Raw genomic sequence first — 21,227 nt, 5'->3', positions numbered from 1 at the left:
GGAACGGGAACGGGCGAGCGGGCGAGCATTAACCGGCTGAATACGGGACGAACAGCTTAAGGTGCGACAAGGTCCGCAGCGGTGACGGGGACCGCTGCGGACGCACGTCGCGTCGTGCCTTGATGCCGCTCGCCTTGGCGCCGCTTGTCTTGACGCCGCGCTCAATCCGAGGCGGAGCGCACCCACCACACCGCCGTGTCGGGCGGAAGCAGCACACTGGCGCGGGCGGCATCGCGGGCAGCGGGCGCGTCGTTCACGGCCGCCTCGCCGCCGAGGGCTGCCGCGGCGTCCGGCAGGCCGTCTTCGGGCTCGACGAGTTCGAACGGCCCGCTGGCGAGCACCGGCGTGCCGGGGACGGCCAGCGCCACCGGCGCGCTGCCGGTGTTGACGGTGCAGACGAATCCGGGCTCGCGGCTGAACACCAACGTGTCGGCCGGAGAGTCGACCCACTCCAGCCCGCCGTCGCCGAGCGCCGGATGTTCCCGGCGCAATCGCAGCGCCTCGCGGTAGAGCCCGAACATCGAGTCAGCGTCCTGCCACTGCGCCTCGACGGTGCGCGCCGCCCAGTGCGCCGGGGCCGGCAGCCAGCCGTCGGCGATGCCGAGCGGGGTGAAGTGGAACGGCGGGGCCGAACCGCTCCACGGCAGCGGCACCCGGCAGCCGTCACGCCCGCTGCTGCCGTCCGCCGAGCGGAACCGCTGCGGGTCCTGCAGCAGTTCCGCGGGCAGGTCGAAGACCTCTTCCAGCCCCAACTCCTCACCCTGATACACATAGGCCGAGCCCGGCAGCGCCAGCATCAGCAGGGCCGCGGCGCGCGCCCGCCGCTCTCCGGCCTCTCCGCTGCCGTATCGGGTCACGTGCCGCTGCACGTCGTGGTTGGAGAGCACCCAGGTGGAGGGCGCGCCGACCAGCCCGGCGGTAGCCAGCGACTGGTCGATCACGGTACGCAGCGTAGACGCCTCCCACGGCGTGCCGAGGTAGTGGAAGTTGAACGCCTGATGCAGCTCGTCGGGGCGCACGTACGCGGCCAGGCGGTCCAGGGACGGCGCCCAGGCCTCGGCGACCGCGATCCGCTCGCCGGGATAGGTGTCGAGAATCCGCCGCCACGCGCGGTGGATCTGGTGCACCTCGTCCTGGTCGAAGTAGGGCAGGACCGCGCTGCCCAGCATCGTGATCTGCCCGGTGTAGCCCACATCCGGCAGCCCCTGCTGCTTGATCATGCCGTGCGCGACGTCGACGCGGAACCCGTCGACGCCCCGGTCCAGCCAGAACTCCAGGATCTGCTCGAACTGCTCGCGCACCCACGGGTTGTGCCAGTTCAGGTCCGGCTGCGCGGGATCGAACAGGTGCAGGTACCACTCGCCGGAGCTGCCGTCGCGCTCCACGACGCGCGTCCAGGCCGGACCGCCGAACACTGATTCCCAGTCGTTCGGCGGCAGTTCGCCGTGCTCGCCCTTACCCGGCCGGAAGATGTACCGCTCGCGGGCTGCGCTGCCCGGCTGTGCAGCAAGCGCCTCGGTGAACCACTGGTGCCGGTCCGAGGTGTGGTTCGGCACCAGATCCACGATCACGCGCAGGCCGGCCGAGTGCGCCTCGGTGATCAGCGCGTCGAAGTCCCCGAGCGTGCCGAACAGGGGATCGACCGCGCAGTAGTCGGCCACGTCGTAACCGCCGTCCGCCATCGGGGAGGGGTAGAACGGCGTGATCCACACCGCGTCGACGCCGAGGGCGCGCAGATACGGCAGCCGCGTGCGGAGCCCCAGCAGGTCGCCGACGCCGTCGCCGTTCCCGTCCGCGAAGGACCGGATGTACACCTGGTAGATCACCGCCTCGCGCCACCAGGCCGCGCGCTCGTCCGGCCGCGCAGAGAGTTCGGCAGAGTGGTCGGCGGAGGGCTCGGCGGGCAGCGGGCCCACGGGCTGCGCGGGGTCGGCGGCGATCTGCGTCGGCTGGGCCGGGACCGCGGAAAGCAGGCGGTCGGGTCCGGTCACGGTCATGGTCTGTATGTCTTCCATCAAGCGTGTTACGTCCGGGCGACGATAACCCACGCCTCGGGCACGCTGCTCCGATGTGTCGAAGTCCGGGCGGTGAGCCCGGTCACAGTCCCTCACGCCTACCTCTGGAAAAGTGATATCACTATGATAGATTGCAGGGCAGGGAAGCCTTGCAGGGGAAAGGAAACGACGATGTCGACGGCATCGGGAACGGGCACGGGTTCGATCCGCGGCGGCCGCACGGTGCGCATGCCGGAGGCCCCGGTCAGCGAGCGGGAAGCGCGCTCGGTCACCGGCTGGGGACCGTTGGCGGCCAGCCTGGCCGTGATCGCGCTCGCCGCGTCGCTGCAAGCCGCGGTCGGCAAGCCGTGGTCGGCGATCACCGGCGCGGTGCTCTACGCGTTCGCGGTGGTCAACCTGTTCGGCCTGACCGGAGTCTTTCCGGGGCAGGCGCGGGTGGTCTCGCTGTTCGGCCGCTACACCGGCACGGTGCGGGCGACCGGGTTGCGCTGGGTGAACCCGTTCACAGCGCGCCGCAAGGTCTCCACGCGGGTGCGCAACCACGAGACCACGACGCTGAAGGTCAACGACGCGGACGGCAACCCCATCGAGATGGCCGCGGTGGTGGTCTGGCAGGTGCGGGACACCGCGAAGGCGGTCTATTCGGTGGACGACTTCGCGGCCTTCGTCGCGATCCAGACCGAGACCGCAGTACGGCACATCGCCACCGGTTACCCGTACGACGCGCGCGAGGAAGGGCGGCTCTCGCTGCGTCAGCACGCCGACGAGATCACCGCGCGGCTGAGTGCGGAGATCTCGGAGCGGGTGGAGCTCGCGGGCATCGCGGTGATCGAATCCCGGATCACCCGGCTCGCCTACGCCCCGGAGATCGCCCAGGTGATGTTGCGCCGCCAGCAGGCCGACGCCGTGGTCGCGGCCCGGCGGCGGCTGGTGGAGGGCGCGGTCGGCATGGTGCGCGACGCGCTGGACAGCCTCAGCGAGCAGGAGATCGTCGAGCTGGACGAGGAGCGCAAGGCCACCATGGTCAGCAACCTGCTCGTGGTGCTGTGCAGCGAGCACGCGACACAGCCGGTGGTCAACGCCGGCACGCTTTACCAGTGAGCCGCGATCTTGAGTGAGCGCAAGCAGATCCTGCTGCGGCTCGACCCGGCCGTGCACGACGCGCTGGTGCGCTGGGCCGCGGACGAATTGCGCAGCACCACCGCGCAGATCGAGTTCCTGCTGCGGCAGAGCCTGAGCCACGCCGGACGGATGCCGAAGGAAGTAGGCGGCCTGCCGCGCCGCGGCCGCCCGCGTAAGCAGGCTGAAACCGACGGCGGTGAAACCGAGAACGGCGGGCAGTGAGAATGTTCAGATGGCAATGACGGATGCAGCAGAGACCGAAGGCACAGACGGCACCGAGTTCGAGCACGGCATGCTCGATGTCGGCGACGGCAACCTCGTGTACTGGGAGGCGTGGGGCGACCCGGCGAACAAGCCGGCGCTGATCGTGCACGGCGGCCCCGGCGCCGGATCCAATCCCAGGCCGCCGCGCGGCATCGATCCGGAGCGCTTCCGCGTCGTACGGTTCGACCAGCGCGGCTGCGGCCGCAGCACACCGAACGCCGCCGATCCGGCCACCGACCTGAGCGTGAACACCACCGAGCACCTGCTGCGCGACATGGAGCAGCTGCGCCAGCACCTCGGTATCGAGCGCTGGATGCTGTACGGCGGATCGTGGGGTTCGACGTTGATCCTCGCTTACGCGCAGCGGCATCCCGATCGGGTATCAGAGATCATCATCCCCGCGGTCACCATGACGCGCCGCTCCGAGGTCGACTGGCTGTATCGGGGCGTCGGCCGGTTCTTCCCGGACGCCTGGGAGCGATTTCGCGACGGCGTGCCCGAGGCGGAGCGGGACGGCGACCTGCTCGCCGCCTACGGCCGGTTGATGGAGCACCCTGATCCCGAGGTGCGCGCCAAGGCCGCCAACGACTGGCTTGCCTGGGAGGACGCCGTCATCTCGATGGAGGTCAACGGCAATCCGGGCGCGTACAGCGACCGTCCCGATGACGCGAAGCTCGCCTTCGTCCGGATCTGCGCGCACTACTTCTCCAACGCGGCGTGGCTGGAGGAAGGCGAACTGCTGCGCAACGCGCATCGCCTCAAGGGCATCCCGGGAGTGCTGGTGCACGGCCGCCTGGACATGGGCGGGCCGCCGGTGACGGCGTGGGAGCTGGCCAAGGCGTGGCCTGACGCAGAGCTCGTCATCATCGACGACTCGGGGCACACGGGCAGCGACGCGTTCCGTGATGCGCTCATGCGGGCGATCGATCGCTTCGCAGAACGCTGAGTTCTATCGCTGTCGGCGCTCAGCGGAACGCGGCGCGGCCGGCCTGACGAAGCAGCAGCTCCGAAAGGTCGGCGCCCGGGCCCGGCGCGCCGGCGACCGGGTCGAACACCGCGGGCTCGCCCTCCGGGATCCACGGCAGCCGCGCCGCCGCCGCGACCGCGTGGACCAGCTCCACCAGCTGCGGCCGGTCCAGCGTGGCCGCGTCGAGCAATGGACAGCCGCCCTGGTCCGCCAGGGCCCGGTCGTGCCCGAGGTCGATCAGCGCGCCGACCCGCGGCGCGATCAGCTCGTGCCAGCCCTCTGCGATCGAGCCGCCACCGCGCTTGCGCGCGCCGCGGCGGTCCATCACCGCCACGACGATCCGCTCGACCGGCAGCCGCACCTCGGCCATGCAGGTGATCGCGTCGATGGTGCGCCGCAGCGACGCCTCGCCGCTGTCGGTCACCCACACGGCGGCCGTGTTCAGGAACGGAGTGGCGAACCAGGATCCGATCACGGACATCGGGCCGCCGACCGCCTGCGCCGCCAGCCGCGCCCCCTCCAGGGCGTCGCCGTCCACGACCGCGGCGCGAAGGGCGGGCAGCACCGGCAGCCACCAGCGCGGACCCGGATCGCCGCCGAGGTAGGTGGCCGAGGCGGGTCCGGTGTCGGTGAGCACCCACAGCGGCGTCGGCGCGGCCACGGTCAGGTGGGAGAGCGAGGCGTCAGTGAGCTGAGAGAGGCCGCCTTCCGCGCCGCCGGCGGTGCCGCGGTAGCCCGCGAGCGTGCCAGTGCCCGAAGACGCCGGCGTCGTGACCCACGCGGGCCAGGGCGTGTTGCCGCGCGCCGCGCAGTCGAGCACGGCGGTGCCGCGCTTGTCTCCGGGTGCCGCGACCGTGTGCCGGTGCAGCGTCGCGCCCAGCAGCGCGGCGACCGTCGTGCGGCCCACTCCCCCGCAGCCGGACAGCACGGGCACCACGAGCCGCCGGTCCGGGGCGAGCAGGACCGCGCCACCCGCCGGCGCATCCGCCGCAGCCGCGGCCGCGGCCGCGGTTCCGGCTGGCGCAGCGCCCGCCTGGTGCCTTCCGTCCGGGTTAGGCACGCAAGCCCTCCAGTCCCTCCAGGAGCTCGGAGACGACCGCGTTGGTGGTCGGGTGCAGCTCGGTCTCGCCGTAGCGGTACCAGGCGCGCACCTTCAAGTCCGCGATGAGGTTGTGCAAGCGCTCCTGGTCGCCCTGCGCCGCGATGCCGCGGATCTTGATCTGCACCAGCCGCTCGTCGTCGGGGGCGCCGAGCAGGCCTTGCTCCGCGGCCCACTGCGCGCCGAGCGAGTCGCCACGGGCCAGCCGTCGCGTGGCCAGCCGGTGCGCCGCGTCGGCGACGATGGCCGGAACCTCGGTCTCCTGGGTGCCGAAGCCGAGCCAGGAGTACCTGCCCGGCGGCCGGTCGGCCAGCAGTTCGCCGCGCACCAGGGCCAGGGCGCGGGCCAGCGCCTCGTCCGCCTCCGGCCGGTCGCCGAGCCGGCTCGCCTCGGCGTATGCGGCCTGGAACTCGTCCCAGTCCGAGCGCACGTCCTCGGTCAGGCGCACCACGCCGTCGGCCGCGACCGTCAGCCGCGGCCCGATGCGGTTCTCGCCGAGCCACTCGCGCATGTCGCGCAGCATCCGGTCGCGGGCGGCCGGGGTGATGCCGCGCGGCCACAGCGCGCGGGCGAAGACGGGGGCGGGCAGCCCGGCGCGGTGGAAGAGCAGCAGCACCAGCGCCTCGGTGAACAGCGGTCCGCGCGCGGCGTCGGCCGGGCCGACCCCGGTCAGCTCGACGGAACCGAGAATGCACGCGCGCACGCCGACCGGGCGCTCCAGCAGCTCCACGCCGCCGGCCAACGGCGCGTCGGCGGGACGATATGCCGGTGCGTAGCGCGGCGCGGCGGCAGCACGGAAGAGCGCGCCGAGCGCGGCGGCCAGCGCGTCCGGCAGCCGAGAGGCCGTCAGCTCGCCGGGCACTCCGGGTATCCGCATCCTGCCGACCGGGTCGACGCTGAACACGGTGAAGTCGGGCCACGGGTGGTCGGTGCCGACCAGCGCGGTGGTGCTGCCGTCCACGCCCGCGGTCAGCATGCGAAGACGCGCGGTGTCCTCCGGGCCGACGCGTTCGGCGATCAGCAGCCGCACGAGATGCGGGCTGGTCGCGGCGGCCTGTTCTTCGAGGGCGGCGAGGGCCGAGGGAAGGTCGGGGTGGACGCGCAGCCGCTCCGGGGCGAGCATGGCCAGTTCGGCGGGCAGGCCCACCGCCTCGATCCGGATCTGGTCAGCCCACGGCGCACAGGCGAGGGTGGCGGCGGCCGCGGCCAGTACCGCGCGGCGCTGGCGGGGCGGACCGGTGACGGCGGCGCACCGTCCGGCGGAGGCCTCGAGGTCGACGAAGATCTGCTCGTCGTCGAGCGCGCCGACCGCGAGCAGCAGCGGGTACGGCATGGCGGATCGGCGGGCGAGGTCGGGCTCCTGGGTGCAGGCCTCGGTGCTGCTCGCCGTCTGCGGGTTGCGCGGGTAGAGCCAGCGCCTGCCGTCGGCCACCGCGGTCCAGGGCGCCGGGGCGGTGGCGTCCGCGTCGGCGAGCACCAGGTGCACGGCGGCCGGATTGGTGTGGACGTACGTGAGCGGCGGCGGGAAGCGGCCCGCGGCTTCGCAGCCGGCGCGCAGTTCGCGCAGCGATTGGTCGACGACGTCGATGGTGTCGCACGCCGCGGCGGCCCGGATGGTGCGCTCGACCTCGGCGACCGCCGGGTCCGGCGGCGCGACTATGGAGGCGCCGGGCCGCTCGCGGCGGCGCCGCCGGGCGGCGGCGGTCAGCCCGGTGAGCAGGGCGGCGGCCAGGATCGGCGAGCCGATCAGCGCGACGTACGGCAGCACGTCGGCGATCGAGTGCAGGACGGAACCGTCGCTGGTGTGCTCGCCTGACGGCTCGTCATGCGGTACGGCGGGCCGCGAGGCGACGGGGTGCGGGATGAGGTTGACCGGCGAGGGCTCGACCGGCAGGCCACCGAGCGACGAGCCGTTGTCCGTGCCCTTACTGGCCCCACCGCCCTGTGTCGTGGGCACTGCACTCGTCGGCACCGCGTAGGTCTTCGGCGCGATGCCGTCCGCGGCCGAGTCCTGCGACGCGCTCGGGGTCGAGGGGGTCGCGGACTGCGTCGGCGGCCCAGGGGGCGCGGGGATGCTCGGGGCAGGTGAGCTGGAGGCGGCGGAGATGGGCGGCAGCTGGTCGCTCAGGCCCGGGCCCTCGGCGTCCGGCGGCAGTACCAGCACCCAGCCCGGCCGGATCAGGCTGGCGTGCTGCAGCTTGGTGCCGTCCGGCTGGAGCCGGCCCTCGTTCAGGGTGAAGATCTCCCGGTAGCGGCGGCCGTCGCCGAGGTACCGCTGGGCGATGTCCCAGAGCGAGTCATGGTGTCGTCCGCCGGGCGGCTCCACTACGTAGTACTTGAGCGCCGTCACGTTGGCCGCTTCAACGGACGACGCGGTACTGAACGAGCCTGTACTGAACGATGCCGGCTTAGGCGCCGCCGCTTTGGACGATGTCTGATTGGCGGAGGCTATATCCGTCAGTATCGCGGTGTTGTCGCCGAAGGCACCGTCGTCCGCGTATGTCATGCCATTGGTCGATGAAGAGGGCGTACGCGCATAATCAGCCTGCTGTCTCGGCGCGGCTGACTGCGTGGTCTGCGACGGCAGGTGTGCCCGCACGCCGAGGTCGATGCCTCCAGGCGCCGCCCCGACGGCCACCGGACGGGCCGAAGCGGCGGTCGCGGTCGCCGCGGCCACGGACGCGGTCAGGGCTATCGCGACCAGCGTGCGGGCCACGCCCCTGGTGACCACGGCGCCCGGAAGGTGGATCGTCGCCTCGGCACCGGTCAGCGCGGCACGGATTTCGACGATGACACAGGCGGTGAACTCCGCCCACAGCAGCCACGCGACGAGGTACACCCAACGCAGCAGCGTATGGACGGTCCACGGGTTGTGCGGTAGGCCATGCGGCAGGCGCACGCCGCTCAACGGCCAGCCGATCAGATATGCCAGCCCCAGCGGGGCACCGAGGACAAGGCACGCGAGCAGCAGCCAAGCCGCCAATACGACGACGGCAGAGCGTTCGGACCGTCCCGATCGGTCCGGCACACGCATCGTCCTCCCCCTGCAAGACAGGGGCGCCAGTGGCGACGGGGGCCGCCCCGCGCCGCGTGCTCCCCCTTTGAACACGGTCTTTCCGGGACTCTGACGACAATTCACCTCGGCATCGCAGAGCACCGATCCGCAAGCTACCAGCGCTACGCTGGGCAGACAAGACGTCAGCCGAGCGTGACGCGCGGCAGGTCGCCTGCGCCGCGGCCGGTAGCTGTGCGACACTGCGCACGTGGCGCCACAAACTCGGGACCGAGCACCGCGGGGGCAGGGCACGAACGTCACCGGAACCGGCCCAGGGAACGGCGGCGCCGCGGTGGCCGGGCAGCCCGCGCCCCGGCAGCCCGGGACGGCGCCGGGCGCACCGAATCCGGCCGCGGTGAGACAGCCCGCGGCGAGTCAGGCTGGAGCGAGACAGGCTGTGGCGAAGCAGGCCGCGACGCAAAGGTCGGCACTCGGATCCACCGCCCTGCCCGGCGCGGCGAGCGCCGGATCGGGCACGCTCACCCTCTGGATCCGGCAGCGACGCACCCGGTCGCACCTGCGGCACCTGCCCAAATGGACCGCGCGCCGGCCGGAGCCGTTCGGCATCGGCGGCCTGCACTGGCTGCCCGCGCCCACCGGTTCCCGCGATCCGGCGCTTTTCCTGCACGGCGGCAAGGGCATGATCCTTGCCGTCGCCGAGATCTCCCCCGGCGTGCTGCGCGGACCCGAGGCCGGCGACCTCGGCGCCCGGCTCGGCGACGTGCTGACCAGCACGGCCGGCGGCCCGGTGCCGCTGACGCGGCTTCAGTTGCTCTGCCAGGTGCCGGGCCCGGCCGGCCGCACCCGCGCGTACGCGATCGCCGCTTTGGGCTATACCCCGGAGCTGGTGAACCAGGCCGCCCGGTTCGCGCAGGGCGAGCGCGGGCTGACCACGATCGCCGCGCAGGCGATGGCGGACGCGTTCGGCCGGCTCGGCGCGACCGGCACCGCCGGCGCCCGGCTCGGCCCGCTGGTACCGCTGGACCGCGCCGCGGTGGTCTCCCTGCTGGGCGCGCTCGTGCTGCCCGGCCGCGGCATGCTCGGGCCGCGGCACGGCGAGAACCCCTGGCAGCCGACCGAGATCGACGCCACCGCCCCGCGCAGCGTGGCCATCACCGGACCGGTCGGGCCGGCCCGGCAGCCCTCGACGTGGTGGCACGCGAGCGGATGGGTGAAACGGTGGCCGCGCGCCGTGGGCGGGGTCGACGCCGCCTCCTGCGCGGCCTTCCTGCCGCCCGGGGTGAGCGGCGCGGCCTCGATGGTGGTCGGCATGGCCGGGCCGCCCGGCGACCGGGGCCCCGCGATCGCCGGCTATGTGACCGTCTCGGGCCACGACGCGGCCGAGGTGGAGCTGGCGCGGGTGGCCGCGCACGCCGCCGCCGAGGAGCGCGAGGGCTTCGTCGAGTTCTGCGACCGGCGGCACCATCTCGCCTTCGCGTACACCCTGCCGCTCGCCCTGGGCCTGCGCGGCTGATCCAATCGCAACCAAAGGTTGCGCATCCCGGGCCGCCCGCCTAGAGTCATGTGCAACCAAAGGTTGCGAGACGAAGGCGGTGCTTCATGAAGAGCGGCGGTACGGAGTACGGCAGCATCGAGCGGGAGATCCACATCGAGGCGGCGCCCGAGGTGGTCTACGAGGTCATCAGCACCCCTGAGCACCTGATGCAGTGGTGGCCGGACGAGGCGCAGCTCACCGCGGTGCCCGGCGCCGCCGGCGTCATCGCCTTCGGCGACAGCTCCAAGCCGGACGCCCACGTGGAATCGCTCACGGTCGTCGAGGCCGACCCGCCCCGGCGGTTCTCCTTCCGCTGGGTCTACGACAAGGGCGAGACCGCGGCGCCGGACAACTCGCTGCTGGTGACCTTCGACCTGGTCCCGTCGGGCGCGGCCGGCACGTTGCTGCGCTTCTCCGAGTCGGGCTACCGGGAGAAGGGCTGGGAGGCGGCGGTGCTCGAAGAGACGTACCGCGACCACTCCAGCGGATGGGACTACTTCCTGCCGCGCCTCGTCACGTACGTCGCCCGGCTGGCGGCGACGCGGTGAACGAGGCCGTGACCGCCATCGACGACGAGCTCTGGTCGGCGGTGGGCGACCCGATGCGCCGCCGGATGCTCGACCTGCTGCTGTCTGACGGCGGCGGCACGGCGACGACGCTCAGCGAACAGCTGCCCGTCACCCGCCAGGCCGTCGCCAAGCACCTGGCGCTGCTCGACCGGGTCGGCTTGGTGCACATGTCGCCGTCCGGCCGCGAGCGCCTTTACGAAGTCGACGAAGCCCAACTCGCCCGAGCGGTCGCGCAGCTGTCGGCCGTCGGCGCCACCTGGGACGCCAGGCTGCGGCGGATCAAGCAGATCGCCGAGGCCATCCAGCGCGGCCAAGACGGCTGACCGCACCCGAACGAGCTCCGCACACCGAGAGATGCACTGGAAAGAGGTACCGAAATGGTGGACATCCTGCACAGGATCGGCGTCACGTCGTCCCCCGACGCGGTCTACGCGGCCCTGACCACGGTCGACGGGCTGGCCGGCTGGTGGACCCAGGACACGGAGGGCGACGGCGAGACCGGCGGCCTGCTCAAGTTCCGCTTCGACGTCGGCGGCTTCGACATGAAGGTCCTTGAGGCCCGGCCCGCCGAGCTCGTGCTCTGGGAGGTCGTCGAGGGCCCGGCGGAGTGGGTCGGCACGCGGGTCGGCTTCGAGCTCAAGCAGGAGGACGGCTTCACGATCGTGCTGTTCCGGCACGAGGGCTGGCGGGAGCCGGTGGAGTTCATGTACCACTGCAGCACCAAGTGGGCCAGCTTCCTGCTGAGCCTGAAGCAGCTGCTGGAGACCGGCAAGGGCGAGCCCGCGCCGAACGACGTCAAGATCAGCAACTGGCACTAGGCCCGCGACGGAGCGCCGCGGCGGCGGCGTCTGCTCAGGCGCGCCGCTTCGGCACCGGAACGCGCATCAGATCCTCGGCGACGCGCAGCTCGCCGCTGTAGTGCTCGCGTGCCTCCCGGTAGAACGCCGCCGGGTCCTGGTAGCGCCGGGAGAAGTGGGTGAGCAGCAGCGAGCGCACCCCGCACTCGGTCGCCACCCGCGCGGCCTGACCGGCCGTCAGGTGCCCGTAGTCGGCAGCGAGCTTCGCGTCGGCGCCCAGGAAGGTGGACTCGATGATGAGCAGGTCGACGCCCTGGGCCAGTTCGTAGACCCCGTCGCACAGGCGCGTGTCCATCACGAAGGCCACCGACTGCCCGGGACGCAGCACACTGATCTCCTCCAGCGTGATCGTGCGCCCCTCGTGCTCCAACACGCCCCGGTGCTGCAGCTCGCCGACCACCGGGCCGCTGATCCCCGCCGCGGCGAGGCGGTCCGGCAGGATGCGGCGCGAGTCCGGCTCGGTCAGCCGGTAGCCGTAGGCCTCGATGCCGTGGTCGAGGCGTACGGCTGTCAGCCGGCCGAAGCTCTCGTCGGCGAGCACGGCGCGCTCCCCCTCCACCGGCTCCTCGGCGGGTTCCTCGCGCAGCACCTTCTCGGCGTAGTCGGGGTAGAGCCAGCGCAGCCGCGCGAAGGACTCCCGCCCGGAGGCCGGGTAGTGGCAGTGCACCAGGTGCTCGACGCCGTCGAGCGCTATGCGGGAGAGCACTCCGGGCAGGCCGAAGCAGTGGTCCCCGTGGAAGTGGGTCACGCAGATGCGGGTGACGTCGTGCACGGAGACGCCCGCGAGCGTCATCTGCCGCTGCGTTCCCTCGCCGGGATCGAACAGGAAGCCTTGATCGTCCCAGCGCAGGAAGTAGCCGTTGTGGTTGCGGGCACGCGTCGGTACCTGGCTCGCGGTGCCCAAAACCACCAGTTCACGCATATTCGAAGACTAACGCCGACCGACCTGACGGCACATCAGATTAAGCCGGACATGGCATGGAAACGTCAGAACAACGAGCTGAGCGCCGTGCCGTCCGGCGAGCCGAGCCCCGTGCAGGCGTCCCAGCCGGGACCGGCCCGGTACGCGCCGTTGCTGCCCTCGACCACGTCCCGGAAGCCCGGCTGCGCTACGCCAGGCGCGACGTTGGCGTACAGCTTCGGCTGCAGCAGCCCGAGCGGCTTGCCGCCGCGCTGCGCGAGCCGGCAGACCAGTGCCGCCCACAACGGCGCTACCGCGCTGGTGCCGCCGACGACGCCGGACTGCCCGTCGACGTAGATCTGATAGCCGGTCTGCGGGTCAGCGTTGCCGGAGACGTCCGGCACGCCCCGGCCCGACGCCGGAACGCCCGCGTTCGTCTGCCAGTCCGGCGTGGTGAACGACGTCGAGACGCCGCCGCCGGTCGCTCCGCCGCTGGTGCCGTCGTTCCACACGGTCTCGCCGCTTATGGCGCCCGAGCCGTTGAGTGTCAGCCGGGTGCCGCCGCAGCCGAGCACGTGCGGGCTGGAGGCGGGGAAGTCGCAGTGCGGCGCACCGTCCGACGCGTTGTCGCTCGATCCGTTGTCCCCGGCGGCGGCCAGGACGGTCGCACCGAGCGCGATGGCGTCGGCGCAGGCCTGGTCCAGGGCGTCGCGGGCCTGCGCGGTCCAGGAGTCCTCGGGGCCGCCCCAGCTGATCGAGATGGCCGCCGGGGTGGGGGTGGCGTGCGCGGCGGCGGTCACCGCGTCGACGAAGCCCTGGTCGGTGTTGGGCGCGAAGTAGACGGCCTGGGCCGCGCCCGGCGCCAGCGCCCCGGCCACCTCGATGTCGAGCAGCACCTCGCCGTCCGCGCTGTTCGGGTCGCCGGTGGGGCTGTTCGCGCCGCCGTCCACCGGGACCGCGGTGACCGACGGGGTGGCCAGCCCGAGCCCGCTGAAGTAGGTGTCCAGGTCGCTCTGGGCGTAGCCGCCGCCGAGCTCGATGATCGCGAGGGTCTGCCCGGATCCGTCGTACTGGGCCGGGAAGCCGTAGGCGGCGCCGACCTGGACCGCCGAGTACGACGTGGCCTGCCCGGCCGCCGGCGCGAACTGGAAATACGCGCGGGCCTGCGGGCGGTTGTCGATGCCGAGGACCGCGGTCACCACTCCGGAGAGCGCGTTCGGCAGGTTCAGCTGCCCGGTGCGGTAGCGGTGCACTACTCCATCCGGGGAGAGCGGATGCGGGCTGCGTACGAGCGAGACGGAGGTGCCGAATGCGTCGGCGAACGCTGACACGGGCCCTTCCGCCACGATCCGGCGCGCTCCCGGATCGGCGTCGACCACGTCGATCCCGTGCCGGGCCAGGGTTTCCCGGACGTGCTCGACGTCGTCGGGGTCCGCGCCGTAGTGGGACCGCAGTTCGTCGCGGGTCAGCCGGCGCAGTCCGGCGGAGACTTCAGCGGGCAGATTTTGCCGACGCCGCAGATATAGGCTCACCTGGATGCGCTCCTGCGGATCCACGGGTCCCAGGACCTCGGAGCGGGGCAACGGCCGGCGGTGCGATGCGGCGAGTTCCATACTGCACATTGATATCCCACGCCGCGTCAGTCCGCGACCTCTGCGGCGATCGGCGTGCCGTGCGGCATATCAACACACCGTCGCGGCCCCGCCGGTTTTGTCGCAGGTTGACAGCTCAGACAGCACCAGACAACTATTGAGGCTTCGCAGGCCGCCCTGGTTAGGGAGTACCTTGATATCCTTCGAGCGGGTGACGAAAAGGTATCCGGACGGCACCGTCGCGGTGAACGAGCTGAGCTTCACCGCTCCGGACGGCGCGATCACGGTGCTGGTCGGCCCGTCCGGCTGTGGGAAGACCACCTCGCTGCGCATGGTCAACCGGCTGATCGAACCGACCGAGGGCCGGATCGCGATCGACGGGACCGACGTGCGCGCCCGGCCGGCCGCCGAGCTTCGCCGCTCGATCGGCTACGTCATCCAGCACGCCGGCCTCTTCCCGCACCGCACCATCGCGGACAACATCGCCACCGTGCCGCGGCTGCTGGGCACCGACCGGCGCACCGCGCGGGCCAGGGCGCACGAGCTGATGGAACTGGTCGGCCTGGACCCGTCGCTGGCCAAGCGCTACCCGTACCAGCTGTCCGGCGGCCAGCAGCAGCGCGTCGGCGTGGCCAGGGCGCTGGCCGCGGACCCGCCGGTGCTGCTGATGGACGAGCCGTTCTCCGCGGTCGACCCGATCGTGCGCAAGGGACTGCAGGAGGAGTTCCTGCGCATCCAGGGCGAGGTCGCCAAGACCATCCTGTTCGTCACGCACGACATCGACGAGGCGATCAAGCTCGGCGACAAGATCGCGGTGCTGCGCGAGGGCGGCATACTCGCGCAGTTCGACTCCCCGGAGCGGCTGCTGGCCGAGCCCGCGGACGAGTTCGTCGAGCAGTTCCTCGGCCGCGACCGGGGCATCCGCCGGCTGACCTTCTACACGAGCACCGGCCTGAGCCTCCAGGAGGGCCCGGTGGTCGCCTCGGACACCCCGGCCCCCTCGGCGCGCGACGCGGCGCTGTCCGCCGGAACGCCGTGGCTGCTGATCGTGGACGCCGACCGGCGACCGCTGGGCTGGGCCGACCCGGCCGGACTGCCGGACCAGGGGCCGGTGGGCAACGCGCGGCTGACCGGGTTCGGGCACGCGTTCGTCCCGGGCGCCGACTCGCTGCGCGCCGCCCTCGACGCCGCGGTCCTCTCCCCCACCGGCTGGGCGGTCGGCACGGACGCCGAGGGCCGGGTCCTCGGCGTCATCAGCCAGGAGGCCATCGGCTCGGCGATCCGCGCGGCGCACGCCCAGGCGAGCACCGAGCGCGAACGCGCCGCCGAGAAGGCGGCAGCCGCCGACGAGTCGGCGAAGGGCGAGCCCGCGGCCGAGGCCGCGGCGGGGACCGGCGCCGACCCGGCCGGGTCCGACGCGCCGCCGAGCGACGAGGTGCCGCTGGAGCAGGCCCGATGATCGCGGCGAACGTCTTCGACCTGCCGAGCTACGTCCAGCACTCCTATCTCGGCCTGCTCGGCGAGCAGCTGGAGGTCTCGCTGGGCGCGACCGCGGGCGGGCTGCTGGTCTCGCTGCCGATCGGCCAGGCGTGCGCGCGCTGGCGGCTGCTCTACCCGCCGGTGCTCGGCCTGGTGACGGTCGCCTACTCCATCCCGTCGCTGGCCCTGTTCGTCTTCCTGATCGACTACACCGGCATCACGGACACCACGCTGTTCATCGCGCTCGCGCTCTACAGCCTGTGCATCCTGGTGCCGGGCGTGGTGGACGGCATCCGCACGGTGCCGCCCGAGGTGAAGCTGGCCGCGGACGCGATGGGCTACGGCCCGGCCCGCCGCTACTTCCAGGTGGAGCTGCCGATCGCCGCGCCGACCATCATGGCGGCCGTGCGCGTGGCCACGGTCTCCAGCATCAGCCTGATGAGCATCGGGGCGGTCATCGGCAACCTCGGCGGCTTCGGCCAACTGTTCACCACCGGCCTGCGCTCGTTCAACCTGTCGCTGGTCTGGCTCGGACTGTTCAGCCTCGTGGTGCTGGCGCTGCTGTGCGACGTGCTGCTGCGCCTGGCGCAGCGCCTGATGACCCCGTGGGCCGACCGCAGGAGCGCGCGCGCATGATCGAGTACCTTCGCCAGTTCTTCTCCGACCCGCGGTTCCAGAGCGGGTACGACGGCATCTGGCAGCGGATCGCGGAGCACTGCTGGTACTCGCTCATCGCGTTCCTGTGCGCGGCCGCGATCGGGCTGCCGCTGGCCCTGCTGACCGGCCACCTCGGGCGCGGCGACGGGCCCATCGCGGCGCTGGCCGCGGTCGGCCGGGCGATGCCGAGCCTGGGCCTGATCGTGCTGCTCGCGGTCAAGATCGGGGTGTTCAACTTCAACGCCGCGCTCATCCCGCTGGTGGCGCTGGCCGTCCCGCCCATCCTGCTGACCACGCACGAGGGCCTGCGCGCGGTGGACCGCGCCGTGGTCGACGCGGCGCGCGGGATGGGCATGCGGCCGCTGCAGGTGCTCTTCCGGGTGGAGATCCCCTCGGCGCTCCCGCTGATCCTCAGCGGCCTGCGCACGGCGGCGGTGCAGGTGGTGGCGACCACCACCATCGCCGCGGTGATCTCGTTCGGCGGCCTCGGCAGGTACGTCGTGGACGGCCTCTCGCAGTACCAGTACTACCAGGTCGTCGGCGGCGGCTTCCTCGTCGTGCTGCTCTCGGTCGCCACGCTCGTGCTGTTCTCGGCGATCTCCCGGCTGGCCATCTCCCCGGGCCTGCGCCGCAACCGTTAGGGACAGCGGCGTGGACACGCAGCAGGTGAAGCTTCGGAAGATGACGCCGGAGGAGTACGACGCCGCGACGAAGCACCGTGAAGCCGAGTCGGTGCGCGTGCTCAGCAGGCTCATGCCCGAGGATCTGGCACGAGAGCGGGTCCTGCAGGGCACGGCGCGGTTCCTGCCCGACGGGCTCGAGACGGCCGGACACCATCTGCTGACGGCGGAGAACGGCTCGGGGCAGGCCGTGGGGAATGCCTGGGTCGGGCCGGACCCGAGTCAGGCCGCGGGTGCCGTAAGCGCTGCGTGGCTGTATGACATCAATGTTTTTGCTCCCTTTCGGCGCCGCGGATACGGAGCCGCGATCCTCGCGGCCGTCGAGGAGCTCATCGCCCGCGAAGGCAGGACGGCCCTGGGACTGAACGTCGTCGGCGACAACGAGGCGGCCATCGCGCTGTATCGCCGCAGCGGCTACGACGTGACGTCGATGACGATGCGTAAGACGCTTTAGCGGACGCGCCTCTTAGCGGATACAAAGCGGCCCCCGGTTCGCCGGGGGCCGTGAAAGTCGTCGTGCCGTCAGGCTGCTGCCACCGCACGCGCGAGGGCGTGTTCGAGCACGATCACCAGCGAGTCGCGCACCGAGCCTTGGTCGCGCGCGTCGAAGGACAACACCGGCACCTCGTCGGCGACGTCCAGCGCTTCGCGTACCGCATCGAGTGGGTGCGTGAGGTCGCCGTCGAAGGTGTTGACCGCGACCGCGAACGGCATCCCCTTGCGCTCGAAGTAGTCCACGGCGGGGAAGCAGTCGTCCAGGCGGCGGCTGTCCACGACCACCAGCGCGCCAAGGGCGCCTTCGGTCACGTCGTCCCACATGAAGCCGAAGCGGTCCTGTCCCGGGGTGCCGAACAGGTAGAGCTTGAGCGTGGGGTCGAGGGTGAGGCAGCCGAAGTCCATGGCCACTGTCGTGGTGGTCTTGTTCGGGGTCAGCGAGACGTCGTCGATGCCGGCGGCGACCTCGGTGATCGACGCCTCCGTGGTCAGCGGCTCGATCTCGGAGACCGCGGCCACCGCGGTGGTCTTGCCGACGCCGAAGCCGCCCGCGACGACCATCTTGACCGGCAGCGGGGGCCGGACGGCCGTCGCCTGGTCAGTCGGCATCTCGTGAGCCGACGGAAGTGGGGATGGCGCGGAGCCCATCGATAACCCTTCGAAGTACGTCGATGTCGGAGGAGGTGCCGGAGCGGGGCACGTGCACCGCGAGCAGCCGACTGGCCCGCAGGTCCCCCGCGAGCACGCGGACAACGTTCAGGTGTAGGCGCAGCTTGACCGCCACCTCGGCGAGGGAGAGCGGGGTGCCGCAGACCTCGACGATGGCGCGCCGCTCGAAGGCGAGGGCGCCGAGCTGCCCAAGCCCTTCGGCCGTCGCGACGACCTGGGTCTCCACGGGCAGGCCGGCCTCGGCGGCGACCCGGCCCTCGGTGACCATGAACGGCCGGACGGCCGAGGCGCGCTCGGCGCCGTGCGTCGTCCCGACGGGGTCCGCCTCCTGGCGGCTCGCCGGGTCGGGCCGTCCGCCCTGCCTGGTCACCCCGACGCTCCGGCGGCGCCGACGGTGTTCTTCAACTCGACGATCAGCGCGGGGCTCAGGATCGCGCCGACCCGGTTGGCGAACAGCGTCATCTCGTAGGCCACGTTGCCGAGCTTGGCGTCCTTGGAGGCCACCACCCCGAGCACCGAGCCGCTGCCGATCGAGGAGACCAGCAGGTGCCCGCCGGCCATGTCGATGATCACCTTGTTCAGCGCGCCGAGCCCGTAGTTGCCCGCGGCCCCGGCGGCCAGGCTGGTGATGCCGGAGACGATCGCGGCGAGGCGCTCGGAGTCGGCCTGGTCGCCCGGGCGGGACACGGCTATGAGCAGTCCGTCCGAGGAGACGGCTATCGCGTCGACCACTCCCGCGGTCTCCGCGGCGAAGCGGCTGACCATCCAGGTGAAATCGGCCGCCGCGGCGCGAAGGCCGTCGGCGTCTGTGGTGGAGGCGGTCACAGCCTCTCTCCCTTCTCCTCGTCGATGTCCCCGGGCGGCGGCGCGGAGCGCGTCTCTCCCGGCGGCCGGAGCGCCAAGCCCGCCGCGCTGTCGCGCAGCGCCTGGTCCACGCCGGCTTCGAACTCCTCGATGGCCGCGCGGGCAGCCTCCGCGTCCAACTGCGCCGCCGGGGCCAGCGAGAGCCCCTGCCGGCCGCCGCCCTGGGCGGGCTGCGTGGCGCGGGCGCCGCGGACCCGGCGCGGCAGCGTGGGCGGCCGCTGGGCCATCGAGCCCTCCCGTTCCCGGCCGTTCGCGCGCTGCGGCAGACCGGCCGACACCCCGGAGGTCGCCTCCCGGCGCGGCTCCGGCATCGGCGGGGTGGGCACGGTCCGCGGCGCGGGGGCCGAGCCGCCGGCCGCGCGCTGGGCCAGTTCCACCGGGCCGAGCAGGAGTTCGTCCGGGACGGTGATCCGGGCGGTCAGTCCGCCGCCCGCGGTCTGGGCCAGCGTGACCGTAGCGCCGGTGCGCTGGGCCAGCCGCCCGACCACGAACAGGCCGAGCACCTTGGTGGGCGCCAGGTCCAGCCGCTCACGCCGGACCAGCAGTTCATTCTCGTTCATAAGGCGCTGCGTCGTCATCCCCACGCCGTGGTCGACGATTTCGACGACCGCGCCGCGCGAGGCGCTGCGTACCGCCACGTCCACGGTGCTCGAGGTCGGTGAGAAGGCCACCGCGTTTTCCACCAGCTCGGCGACCATGAGCGTCAGGTCGGCGAGCGCGGAGGGGGTGACCATCGCGTCGCCCTCGGCCCCGAGCACGACCCGCTGGTAGCCCTCGATCCGGCCGATGGCGGAGCGCACCACGTCGGTCAGCCGCATCGGGGTGGCGTCCAGCGCGGGCTCGCGCTCGCCGGACAGGAGCATCAGGCTGTCCGCGCCGCGCTGCAGGCGCACCGCGAGGTGGTCGATCCGGTAGAGCCGCTCGAGCAGCACCGGGTCGGTCTCGCTGCGCTCCATCGCGTCGATCAGGGCGAGCTGGCGGCCGGTCAGGTTGTAGATGCGCCGCCCGACGTTGCCGAACATCTCGGCGGTGTTGCGGCGCACCAGCACCTGGCGCTCAAGGACCCGCACCGCGGTCTCCTGCAGCCGGTTGAAGGACTCGGCCAGGTCGCCGATCTCGTCGCGGGTGGCCACCGCGACGTGTTCCAGCTCGGGCGGCTCGCCCTCGTGTTCGGGATCGTCCTCGGCGACGCGCTCGAGGTCCTGCTCGGCGACGGTGGCGATGCGGGTGGCCGCGCGGGTCAGCCGCAGCACCGGGCGGGCGATCGAGTGCCGGATCAGGACGCTGAAGACGATCAGCCCGATCAGCAGCACGATGGCCAGCACCACCAGGCCGATCGCGGTCCAGGCCGCGACCGAGGCGCTGTGCGCGGCCCGGGCGACCACCTGGCGGGTGATGCTGGCCTCCATGACCGTGCGGGCCTGGCCCTGGGAGAGCGCCGCGTCGGTGACCTGGCGCGCGTACCCGGTCAGCTCGTTGATCGTCTGCCGGTTGCCGGAGATGAAGGCGCTGGAGGCGGCGGCCTCGAACTGGTCGATGACGCCCTGCTGCTCGTTGCCCTGGATCGCGTTGTAGAGCGAGTAGTCGGCCGGCGGGATGAACTGCTGCAGCCGCTGCCCCTGCGAGGTGGCGATGCCGTCGAAGTTCTCCGCCAGCGGGTACTGGGTCGGGGCCTGGGCCGGGTCGTCCGCGATCTCGACCAGCGCCGCCTCGCGGGAGTTGGCGGCCAGGTCGGCCTGGAACAGGATGTCCAGCTCGGCCTCGGGCACCGCGGCCGGGTTGCCGTCGGCGGCCTGCTGGGCCAGGCCCATCGCGTCGTTCAGGTCGCGCATGGCGCCGGTGTACGCCTGCAGCAGGATGGTGCCGTTGATGTTGCCCTGGTGCACGCCCTGCCGCTCCAGGCTCAGGGCGTTGATCTCGTCGAGCGCGGCGCGCATCGCGGTCGGCGGGTTCTGGCCGTAGGCGGCCAGCACGTTCTGCAGCTGCTGGTCGGTGATCTGCGCGGCGCGGTCGAAGGCGGCCAGGTCGACCAGCTGGATGCTGCCGATGACGCCGAGCGCGTCCTCCTGCTCGGCGCCGAGGTCGTCGATCAACACGCTGACCTGCTGCGTGGTGCTCATGTAAGAGGCCGCACTCTCCCAGGTGCGGGCGGCGTTCACCTGCTGGATCACCAGCGGGCTGAGCAGGCCCACGATCGCGACGGCGGGAAGGGCGACGAGTGCGTCGAGCTTGCGGCGGAACGGGATCCGGTCAAGACGCCGGCCCGACTTGCGGCTGTGTGCCGGACGTCCCAGTTCCTGCCCACTGCGCACAGCCACTGTGCCGCCTCCCCGGTGCCTGGGCCATTTGGGTGCAATTGGCGACCATGACACTGATGATCAGACTTCAGATCCGAACCCGCAGCACAGTATCGAATGCGGTGCCCTTTTGTCGCCATCCGGTCACTG

20 protein-coding genes are annotated in these 21,227 nt (G+C 72.3%); 11 read left to right on the top strand and 9 right to left on the bottom strand.

The genetic code is table 11. The annotated features are described in order from the left end of the window. Positions 1–161: 161 nt before the first annotated feature. Complete coding sequence (locus VFB40_RS07925; RefSeq protein WP_324848648.1) at positions 162–1,997, bottom strand: glycoside hydrolase family 13 protein; 1,836 nt, start codon at positions 1,995–1,997, stop codon at positions 162–164. A 189-nt stretch (positions 1,998–2,186) separates the two neighbouring features. Here VFB40_RS07925 and VFB40_RS07920 point away from each other — a divergent pair, with 189 nt between their 5' ends. The 3 genes from VFB40_RS07920 to pip are packed head-to-tail and all read left to right on the top strand — an operon-like array spanning position 2,187 to position 4,347. Then, on the top strand, positions 2,187–3,116 hold the full coding sequence (locus tag VFB40_RS07920) for an SPFH domain-containing protein (RefSeq protein ID WP_324848647.1): 930 nt from the start codon (positions 2,187–2,189) through the stop codon (positions 3,114–3,116). A gap of 9 nt (positions 3,117–3,125) precedes the next feature. Continuing rightward, positions 3,126–3,359: a type II toxin-antitoxin system antitoxin gene (locus VFB40_RS07915; protein WP_324848646.1), complete on the top strand. Its 234-nt coding sequence runs from the start codon at positions 3,126–3,128 to the stop codon at positions 3,357–3,359. Positions 3,360–3,375: 16 nt separating this feature from the next. After that, entirely contained in the window at positions 3,376–4,347 is a 972-nt protein-coding gene (pip, locus tag VFB40_RS07910) for a prolyl aminopeptidase (protein ID WP_414642056.1), read from the top strand. Positions 4,348–4,366: 19 nt separating this feature from the next. On the opposite strand, the gene VFB40_RS07905 is transcribed toward pip, so the two are convergent. Together VFB40_RS07905 and VFB40_RS07900 are read right to left on the bottom strand one after the other, a co-directional pair. Beyond that, complete coding sequence (locus VFB40_RS07905) at positions 4,367–5,428, bottom strand: hypothetical protein (RefSeq protein ID WP_324848644.1); 1,062 nt, start codon at positions 5,426–5,428, stop codon at positions 4,367–4,369. Continuing rightward, positions 5,421–8,495 (bottom strand): hypothetical protein, encoded by a 3,075-nt coding sequence (locus VFB40_RS07900; protein WP_324848643.1) that lies wholly within the window; start codon positions 8,493–8,495, stop codon positions 5,421–5,423. Before VFB40_RS07900 ends, VFB40_RS07905 begins: the two co-directional genes overlap by 8 nt. A gap of 424 nt (positions 8,496–8,919) precedes the next feature. Between VFB40_RS07900 and VFB40_RS07895 the strand changes: the two genes are divergently transcribed. From VFB40_RS07895 to VFB40_RS07880, 4 genes are all read left to right on the top strand, one after another. Next, positions 8,920–9,996 (top strand): hypothetical protein, encoded by a 1,077-nt coding sequence (locus VFB40_RS07895; RefSeq protein ID WP_324848642.1) that lies wholly within the window; start codon positions 8,920–8,922, stop codon positions 9,994–9,996. Positions 9,997–10,082: 86 nt separating this feature from the next. Then, entirely contained in the window at positions 10,083–10,565 is a 483-nt protein-coding gene (locus tag VFB40_RS07890; protein ID WP_324848641.1) for an SRPBCC family protein, read from the top strand. A gap of 53 nt (positions 10,566–10,618) precedes the next feature. Further along, positions 10,619–10,909, top strand: coding sequence for an ArsR/SmtB family transcription factor (locus VFB40_RS07885; protein ID WP_349261385.1), 291 nt, complete (start codon positions 10,619–10,621; stop codon positions 10,907–10,909). 54 nt (positions 10,910–10,963) lie between these two features. Further along, positions 10,964–11,404, top strand: a complete 441-nt coding sequence (locus VFB40_RS07880) for an SRPBCC family protein (RefSeq protein ID WP_324848639.1) — start codon at positions 10,964–10,966, stop codon at positions 11,402–11,404. Positions 11,405–11,438: 34 nt separating this feature from the next. Here the strand turns inward: VFB40_RS07880 and VFB40_RS07875 are convergent, their stop codons facing one another. Together VFB40_RS07875 and VFB40_RS07870 are read right to left on the bottom strand one after the other, a co-directional pair. Next, complete coding sequence (locus VFB40_RS07875; protein ID WP_324848638.1) at positions 11,439–12,365, bottom strand: ribonuclease Z; 927 nt, start codon at positions 12,363–12,365, stop codon at positions 11,439–11,441. Positions 12,366–12,430: 65 nt separating this feature from the next. Beyond that, a complete protein-coding gene (locus VFB40_RS07870; protein ID WP_414642054.1) occupies positions 12,431–13,966 on the bottom strand; it encodes a S53 family peptidase in 1,536 nt (511 codons plus the stop codon). Between the two features lie 163 nt (positions 13,967–14,129). On the opposite strand from VFB40_RS07870, the gene VFB40_RS07865 reads away from it, so the two are divergent. The 4 genes from VFB40_RS07865 to VFB40_RS07850 are packed head-to-tail and all read left to right on the top strand — an operon-like array spanning position 14,130 to position 17,206. Next, entirely contained in the window at positions 14,130–15,395 is a 1,266-nt protein-coding gene (locus VFB40_RS07865) for an ABC transporter ATP-binding protein (RefSeq protein WP_349261384.1), read from the top strand. Next, on the top strand, positions 15,392–16,051 hold the full coding sequence (locus tag VFB40_RS07860) for an ABC transporter permease (RefSeq protein WP_324848635.1): 660 nt from the start codon (positions 15,392–15,394) through the stop codon (positions 16,049–16,051). The genes VFB40_RS07865 and VFB40_RS07860 overlap by 4 nt, the downstream gene beginning before the upstream one ends. Next, a complete protein-coding gene (locus VFB40_RS07855; protein WP_324848634.1) occupies positions 16,048–16,713 on the top strand; it encodes an ABC transporter permease in 666 nt (221 codons plus the stop codon). Before VFB40_RS07860 ends, VFB40_RS07855 begins: the two co-directional genes overlap by 4 nt. 10 nt (positions 16,714–16,723) lie before the next feature. Further along, on the top strand, positions 16,724–17,206 hold the full coding sequence (locus VFB40_RS07850) for a GNAT family N-acetyltransferase (protein WP_324848633.1): 483 nt from the start codon (positions 16,724–16,726) through the stop codon (positions 17,204–17,206). A 68-nt stretch (positions 17,207–17,274) separates the two neighbouring features. On the opposite strand, the gene VFB40_RS07845 is transcribed toward VFB40_RS07850, so the two are convergent. Genes VFB40_RS07845 through VFB40_RS07830 form a run of 4 tightly spaced genes read right to left on the bottom strand, consistent with a single transcriptional unit; the run spans position 17,275 to position 21,098 of the window. Continuing rightward, on the bottom strand, positions 17,275–17,856 hold the full coding sequence (locus tag VFB40_RS07845) for a GTP-binding protein (protein WP_324848632.1): 582 nt from the start codon (positions 17,854–17,856) through the stop codon (positions 17,275–17,277). Continuing rightward, complete coding sequence (locus VFB40_RS07840; protein ID WP_324848631.1) at positions 17,846–18,286, bottom strand: DUF742 domain-containing protein; 441 nt, start codon at positions 18,284–18,286, stop codon at positions 17,846–17,848. Before VFB40_RS07840 ends, VFB40_RS07845 begins: the two co-directional genes overlap by 11 nt. Then, positions 18,283–18,681, bottom strand: coding sequence for a roadblock/LC7 domain-containing protein (locus tag VFB40_RS07835; RefSeq protein ID WP_349259991.1), 399 nt, complete (start codon positions 18,679–18,681; stop codon positions 18,283–18,285). Before VFB40_RS07835 ends, VFB40_RS07840 begins: the two co-directional genes overlap by 4 nt. Positions 18,682–18,737: 56 nt before the next feature. After that, positions 18,738–21,098: a sensor histidine kinase gene (locus VFB40_RS07830; protein WP_324848630.1), complete on the bottom strand. Its 2,361-nt coding sequence runs from the start codon at positions 21,096–21,098 to the stop codon at positions 18,738–18,740. Between the last annotated feature and the right edge of the window lie 129 nt (positions 21,099–21,227).

The organism is Actinocrinis sp. (assembly GCF_035650855.1).
Taxonomy (GTDB): Bacteria; Actinomycetota; Actinomycetes; order Streptomycetales; family Catenulisporaceae; genus Actinocrinis.
This window is presented reverse-complemented; position numbering and strand designations above follow the sequence as displayed.

Bases quoted from the DNA above. Each gene is read 5' to 3' on its own strand.
- VFB40_RS07875 (WP_324848638.1), bottom strand. From the start codon at position 12,365: ATGCGTGAACTGGTGGTTTTGGGCACCGCGAGCCAGGTACCGACGCGT.
- VFB40_RS07860 (WP_324848635.1), top strand. From the start codon at position 15,392: ATGATCGCGGCGAACGTCTTCGACCTGCCGAGCTACGTCCAGCACTCC.
- VFB40_RS07890 (WP_324848641.1), top strand. From the start codon at position 10,083: ATGAAGAGCGGCGGTACGGAGTACGGCAGCATCGAGCGGGAGATCCAC.
- VFB40_RS07880 (WP_324848639.1), top strand. From the start codon at position 10,964: ATGGTGGACATCCTGCACAGGATCGGCGTCACGTCGTCCCCCGACGCG.
- VFB40_RS07845 (WP_324848632.1), bottom strand. From the start codon at position 17,856: ATGCCGACTGACCAGGCGACGGCCGTCCGGCCCCCGCTGCCGGTCAAG.
- VFB40_RS07925 (WP_324848648.1), bottom strand. From the start codon at position 1,997: ATGACCGTGACCGGACCCGACCGCCTGCTTTCCGCGGTCCCGGCCCAG.
- VFB40_RS07920 (WP_324848647.1), top strand. From the start codon at position 2,187: ATGTCGACGGCATCGGGAACGGGCACGGGTTCGATCCGCGGCGGCCGC.
- pip (WP_414642056.1), top strand. From the start codon at position 3,376: ATGACGGATGCAGCAGAGACCGAAGGCACAGACGGCACCGAGTTCGAG.
- VFB40_RS07885 (WP_349261385.1), top strand. From the start codon at position 10,619: ATGCGCCGCCGGATGCTCGACCTGCTGCTGTCTGACGGCGGCGGCACG.
- VFB40_RS07870 (WP_414642054.1), bottom strand. From the start codon at position 13,966: ATGTGCAGTATGGAACTCGCCGCATCGCACCGCCGGCCGTTGCCCCGC.
- VFB40_RS07835 (WP_349259991.1), bottom strand. From the start codon at position 18,681: ATGGTCAGCCGCTTCGCCGCGGAGACCGCGGGAGTGGTCGACGCGATA.
- VFB40_RS07855 (WP_324848634.1), top strand. From the start codon at position 16,048: ATGATCGAGTACCTTCGCCAGTTCTTCTCCGACCCGCGGTTCCAGAGC.